Annotated in this window: 4 protein-coding genes and 5 pseudogenes; all 9 read right to left on the bottom strand. The window is 55.1% G+C overall.

Annotated features, from left to right (window positions below; all coding sequences use genetic code 11):
- Positions 1-79 (bottom strand): annotated as a pseudogene (locus BHE85_RS26750) (phage minor tail protein L); the annotation flags it as partial.
- Positions 79-408 (bottom strand): phage tail protein, encoded by a 330-nt coding sequence (locus tag BHE85_RS09620; protein WP_000447383.1) that lies wholly within the window; start codon positions 406-408, stop codon positions 79-81. The pseudogene BHE85_RS26750 and the gene BHE85_RS09620, both read right to left, overlap by 1 nt.
- Positions 408-3,450 (bottom strand): annotated as a pseudogene (locus BHE85_RS09615) (phage tail tape measure protein). The gene BHE85_RS09620 and the pseudogene BHE85_RS09615 overlap by 1 nt, the downstream one beginning before the upstream one ends.
- Positions 3,422-3,750: pseudogene (locus tag BHE85_RS09610) on the bottom strand (phage tail assembly protein T). The pseudogenes BHE85_RS09615 and BHE85_RS09610 overlap by 29 nt, the downstream one beginning before the upstream one ends.
- An 8-nt stretch (positions 3,751-3,758) precedes the next feature.
- A complete protein-coding gene (gene gpG / locus BHE85_RS09605) occupies positions 3,759-4,145 on the bottom strand; it encodes a phage tail assembly chaperone G (RefSeq protein WP_000478927.1) in 387 nt (128 codons plus the stop codon).
- 58 nt (positions 4,146-4,203) lie between these two features.
- Complete coding sequence (locus tag BHE85_RS09600; protein WP_000211091.1) at positions 4,204-4,944, bottom strand: phage tail protein; 741 nt, start codon at positions 4,942-4,944, stop codon at positions 4,204-4,206.
- Positions 4,945-4,954: 10 nt separating this feature from the next.
- Positions 4,955-5,356, bottom strand: a complete 402-nt coding sequence (locus tag BHE85_RS09595) for a phage minor tail U family protein (RefSeq protein ID WP_001079402.1) — start codon at positions 5,354-5,356, stop codon at positions 4,955-4,957.
- Positions 5,353-5,926: pseudogene (locus BHE85_RS09590) on the bottom strand (phage tail protein). Before BHE85_RS09590 ends, BHE85_RS09595 begins: the two are co-directional and overlap by 4 nt.
- Positions 5,913-6,071, bottom strand: a pseudogene (locus BHE85_RS09585) (head-tail joining protein); the annotation flags it as partial. The pseudogenes BHE85_RS09585 and BHE85_RS09590, both read right to left, overlap by 14 nt.
- Positions 6,072-6,170: the final 99 nt, after the last annotated feature.

The following is a 6,170-nucleotide window of genomic DNA, read 5'->3' as shown; positions in this document are numbered from 1 at the left end:
CGATTTCCCAGAGCACCACGCTGGCCGACTGCTCCGCACGGGTGCATTCATTCAGTGTTTCCTGCCGGATATCCTGCATCAGTTCACCACCTGTTCAAAATCGGCCGTTACAGTCACCCATAACGCCCCCACGCTTGCCGACCATTTACGACAAGCCACCCTGATCGGTTTCCAGTCATAAGGTGGCGTCCACTGAAATGCGCGGACGCCACCGTGCCGTTCCAGAAAGGCTTTTAAAGGTGGGTGTTCACCTTTACGAACACGTATCGTCACGCTGTAAGTCGACAGCAGATTATTCAGTCCCGCCGGGCGACGCTGTTCATAACCATCACCCAGCTTCACTGCCACCACTTTTGGCTCTGATACCACATTCATATCCGGGCGCACCTTCCAGCGAAACGTCTCCATTACCGGTATGCTCCACTTAACCGGCCACCATCACGGGCCTGCTGTTGCATAAAGTCCGCGGCCGCTTTTTTCCCGAGGTCATAAACCACCTTCAGTGCTGCCGGACCTATCTGCCCGTTCGTGCCGTCGTTATTGATCCCGATGTTGTACTGCGGGGCAAACATCACCATGCCTGAACCACCAGTATCCGCCACAACCCCCAGCTTACCATCAGCACCGCGACGCAGTGGCAGAATGGCTTCAGGTCCCGCTTCCCCCATCACACCCGCGCCTTTTGCAAAAGCAAAAAAACGTCGGACGGTTAACCACCGTGCCACTGTAGCGACTCAAATCAGCAGACTGGTAAACACCGCCATCAGCATTAGTCGTGAAGCCGAATAAAGAGCCGACGCCCTTTACCGCCTGCATCATGGCCATCTGTGCCATAATTCTGGCCATATCTGACAACAGGGAAGAGGTGAAGGATTTAAAATTCAGCTTACCGGTGGTACAGAATGTCGCCAGTGCATTACCGGCACTGCTGAATGCCACTGTAAACATCTGTTCTGCCGTTCCCACCGCATTATCCGCATCCGCCGTAAAATTCTGAAACGCCCGCATGGCACCGTTTTTCCAGTCGCCCTGCGCCACTTCCAGTTCCTGCCAGTAGCGTTTGTTTTCATTCAGTTGTCGCTTCAGGCTCCCCTTCAGCACCTCCTCAGCCCTCCGGTAGTCCTCCGTCCCGTAAGTGCCTTTCTGGCGACTGTCATTCTCAAGCTGTTGCAACTGTTGCCGGTATTCCTGCCGGATGCGCAACTGTGCCTGGTAGCGCTGCCGCTGCTTATCCCCCATACCTGCAGTGGCAATATCCAGATTGTGCTGCTCACGCAGTGCACGTTCTTTGTCTGCCAGCTGGCTGGTCAGCTGAACCGTTTTTTTTCTCAGGTCGTTAAGCGCTGTCTGTTTCTGCAGCTCCTGCTGTTTCACATCCAGCAGCGTCAGCGCCTGAATCAGCTCATTCTTACGGGCCAGCACACTCTTTTCATCTGCCGTCAGCTTTTTCCCGTCCAGGTCGCTGATGCGCTGCTGCAGGGCCAGAAGCTGTTTATGCGCTTCAGTCATCCTTTCAGTGGCAATGCCTGCTGACTGTCTGGCAGCAGCAATCTGCCCTTCCACCTGTGCCTGCTGCTGACTGTACTGCAGCAATAACCGGGTGGCCTCATCATTACGGGTTGCCCGTGTATTTTTCTTAATGGCTTTTTCGTAACGTTCATTTTCACGCTGTATCGCCGCATCCCTGACAGCCTGGTCGGCGTACTGCATGGCATTAATACGCGCAATTTCCCGCTGATGTCGTGCAGCTTCCGTTTCATTCATCCGGTTCAGCGCGGCATTTTCAGCATTCCGGCGTTTCTGTTGCTCCTGGTAATTCCGTTCTGCCTGCGCTTTTGCATCCTGCAAATCCTTCCGGCGTTTTTTCTCCTGAAGATCGTTAAGACGCTGCTGATCGTACTCCACCTGTGTGGAGGCGTTTGTCCACGGATATTTTTTCGCGCGCTGAATTTTTTCCTGTAACGCATCAATCTGCGCATCCAGCGAGTCTTCACGACCAATATTCATGGCCGCATCCCAGAACTGCTTCCACCAGTCAGACAAGGTTTGCAGCGTACTACCCAGCGCATTGAGATTATTATCAATATCAGATGTGCGTTTACCGGTTTCCTCTGCCAGCGCAGACATGGCGATCCGGGCCGCATCACTGGACCGCCCCTGCTCCCCAAGGACGCGTATCTGCTCAAGCTGAGTGGCAGTCAAAAAATGCAGCGCATTGTCCAGCGCCTTCGCGGCATTTACAGGATCATCCTTCAGCCGCTTAAACTGATTTATGGTATCGCTGACCGACTGGCCAACCGATCGCTCCATCTGTGCGGCAGCTTTCGCCACCATACCAATATCGTTTCCATGAAATGCCCCACTGCCCACCACCTGTGCCAGCGCACCGGCTGCCGCATGTTGCGTGATACCATTCCCGGATATGGCCCGGCTGAGTTTCCACAACTGCCCGACAGTGACACCGGCATAATGTCCCGTCAGCGCCAGCTGACGGTTAAATTCCTCGCCCTCCTTCCGGCCGTCATGCCAGGCTTTACCCAGACCCAGGACCGCCGCGACAAGTCCGCCAATAACGCCGCCAGTCATCATGCCTTTCGGCGACATCAGTGCGCCTGTCCATCCGGCACGGTTAGCCAGCGTTATCCCGGATCCCCTCAGCGCACCAAAATTGCCGCGCGCCATCTGACTGATTAACACCCCCAGCTCCCGCCGGGCTGCCGCACTTTTCAGCCCCAGCGAATGTGTGGCTTTTCCTGCCCGCTCCATTTTGCGGATATACACTTCTGCAGCACTGCTTACCCCCAGCTGAGCCGCCCTGGCGCGAAGCAACTCAGAAGACGACAGATTCTGGCGGGTTGCCTGCTCTTTAAGCTGGCGGATAAACGCCGCTTTCTGCCGGGTGGCCTGTTCCTCTGCCTGCGTCAGGGCACGGGTTTTCGCCGTGATCTCCGAAATCAGCGCCAGATAATCCTGCTGACCAACCCCGCCACTGTTTCTGGCCTGTCGGATCTGCTGCTGAATACGCTGTAATTCCTGAAGCCCCGCACCGGCCTGTTTCACACTGTCAATCTGGCGATAAAAGGCGGCAGCCGCTTTATCCTGCGCCTCCGCCAGTGCCCTGGCCTGCGCCTGTTCCTCGCGCATTTTCTGATTCAGGGCATCCACGCGCAGACGGGTTTGTTCCACCTCACGGGCCATGCGTTCATGAGCCCGTGCATTCTTCTCCACCGTCTGCGCATGGGCTGATGCTGCTGTTGCAGCCGAAGAAGCCGCATGCATTGTCTGCCGGGCCGCCTGAGTCTGACGCTCCATAAAACGCTGCATACGGGCAGAAGACCGTTCTGCATCACCGGCTGCACCATTCAGAAGGTTTTTGATACGGGGAATTTCATTTTTAAACTCTGCCGCATCAATCCCCAAATCAATGACCAGGTTGGCTATCTGGTCCATAACGCACACCTCCGGAAATACCTTCCCCAAGATGCATCAGTTCTTCGTCCGTTCGCTCCGGTATCCCGTTCTCTTCCGGTAAAAGGCTGAAATCAGCCACCGCAGCATCACTGCTGCCGGACACCATTCTCACGATCAATGCCTTCAGCGAGGCAAACTGCGCATCCATCCACACATCACTGAAGCTCTGCATCCGGAAATAATCGCCCCCTCACCAAGCTCAGTGGCCGACATTTCCGACAGCATCCGCCGCCAGTCTGCCCGCCGGAACTCCCGGGCAAGCCGCATGACAAACTGCATTTCCCGCGTCAGGACTTTTCCGGCGTCAGCGCCTCATGATCATCATCCCCGGCATTCTCAATGGTCCCCATACCGCTCAGCGACAGAACCCTCTCCGCCCCCGCGCCCAGCGCATCATACGACCATGTTGTCATAATGGATGCGCAAAGCGTCTCAACATCCTGAGACTGCTCAGCATTCCACAGTGAGCGGGAAACCAGCCAGGCATTGATATCCATTCCCATACGCAGAAAAGCAATCTGTCGTTCAGCCTCCGGCAGTTCTCCCTCCTGTGCATCAAACTTTGCCGTTCGCTGCTGAACAAACGTCAGATATTCAATTCTCTGCAGCCCGGACAGCTCACTGAGCACCACGGACTGTTTTTCATAATTAAACGTATCCTGTTTCAGAAACATCATGTTCTCCGGATGCAAAAACCCCCGGATAACCGGGGCAATGATGAGTATCGTCCTGTTATGGTGCGCTGACGGTCACCGCAGCCACTGCCACAAACTCTCCGTCAGAGGTCATGCCCACGATGCTGACACTGCCCTGCTTCACGCCTTTCACCGTGGCCACAAGCCCGCTCAGGGTCACCGAAGCAGTCTGAGGATCTGACGAATGCACACTGATCGCTTTGTCACTGGCCCCGTCAGGTTTTACTGTAAAGGTCAGTGTGGTGGTTGCTCCCGCTTTGACACTGACAGATGCCGGTGCCACCGTCAGTCCGGTAACACCCACGGTTTCAGCGCCCTCCTCTGCCAGATACGGACGCCCCACACCGCTGATTTTTACAGTACGGGTCATCACCTCTTTTGAGGTAATGGTTTTACCCAGTGAACTCAGCCAGCCACGGAAAACATCAACCGTACCGTTGGGGTATTTGATACGAAACGCGCAGACTTCACCGGAATCGAACAACTGAACCAGTTTTTTCTGCCCGCTGTCACCCGGACGCCAGGCCAGCGTCGCCAAAGTATCACCGACGGATTTCTGCCCCTGGGTTGTCGTTTTCCAGTCTGCATCTTCATCATCGAGATAAGTGTCATCTTCTGCATCAGCGGTCATTTCGCCAGGTTGCAGATCCTTCACCATCGCAAGACGCAGCCAGTCAGTGTCCGACAAAGGGTTCGCAAACGCATCGCCCTTGCCGGTGTACATCCAGAACGTCGTTCCCGCACCTTTCGTCTTTGCCAGTGGATTTGGTGTGGTCATTGCCACCTCCTTAATTCGTGTACGTGATCTGGTACGTGATTTCCGCCATCGCCCAGGTGGCCATCTCATTATCACGTTGATAGTTAAAACCGAGTGGGATCATGGTGTCGATGAGTCCGGAAAGCACCGGAATATCCTTCATGGCCGGAAATATGGTGTTCTCCATCCACGTATCCAGCTCAGAATCCGGCGCCTGTGCACGGACGAAAACGGCAATATGCAGAACAGCCTGCCAGTCGTCCTCATCCGTCATTTTTCCGGTGTACTGCGCATCACTCAGCCACACCGCCACGGCGGGCAGTTCCTGCGCATCAATAAATGCCGGAAGCCCGTCAAAAAGCACGACATTCCCCCCGCATTCGCCCTTCAGGCTTGCCAGTACTGCCTGGCGGATTTGTGTGTGCCTGTTCATCCCAAATGTATCCTCAGTTGCTGTTTCAGGGCATACCCCAGCTGTTTCAATGATGCGATCGCGGGCATCCTCAAATGCCTGTGTCAGCGGTCCGGCCAGCGGAATTTTCACAACCTCCACGGGCAGACGATTTTTTCTGGGCCGCCCCTTACTGTCCTTTCCTGTTTCAAAACACGCTTCAGGAAGACGCCTGAGAACATGCCAGCGACCGTTCGCCAGCTGCTGGATAAACGCACCACGAAAAAAGTATTTCCCCACCTTCAGTCCGTCACCGGCACGCCGGCATGTTGTGCCAAGCTTAATGGCGGGCAGATTGCCCCGGTTAACACGGATACGGGCATACATTTTTCCTGCCGGACTGGCTTTAAATACCCGGACGCGCTGACGCACCAGTTTCAGGGGGCCCCCCTTCACCTGGTTATCTCCCGCAACGGTATTCCTGGCGACCTGCCGGGTGGCAACCGAGACAACTTTTGCAGCAACCCGGTTTACTGCCCATGCGCTGGCCTGCGGCACCATACGGGTATCAAGACTGTTCAGATTGCGGATGGCATTCTCAAGCCCCCTCATAATATCCCCCTGCCCTTACGTTTCCTGCTCCTTCACGCCGCAACCGGATATAACTACATCCGCCGTCATCAGGAGTAATACGATCCACGCTGAAAGACTCCCGGCCAATCATCAGCGAATCATTGCGACACAGCTGTAAAATATCGTAAGCGTAAACTGACCGCCGTATGTAGCCATTAAGCCTGTATTGGTAACGTAGGTGCCCACCTTTTCAACTAGTGGACACCTGTTATGGAACAGAAAG

The organism is Shigella sp. FC1567, from assembly GCF_001743015.1.
In the GTDB taxonomy this organism is placed as follows: domain Bacteria; phylum Pseudomonadota; class Gammaproteobacteria; order Enterobacterales; family Enterobacteriaceae; genus Escherichia; species Escherichia coli.
The sequence above is the reverse complement of the archived record's forward strand: the minus strand, read 5'-3'. Positions and strand labels throughout refer to the sequence as shown.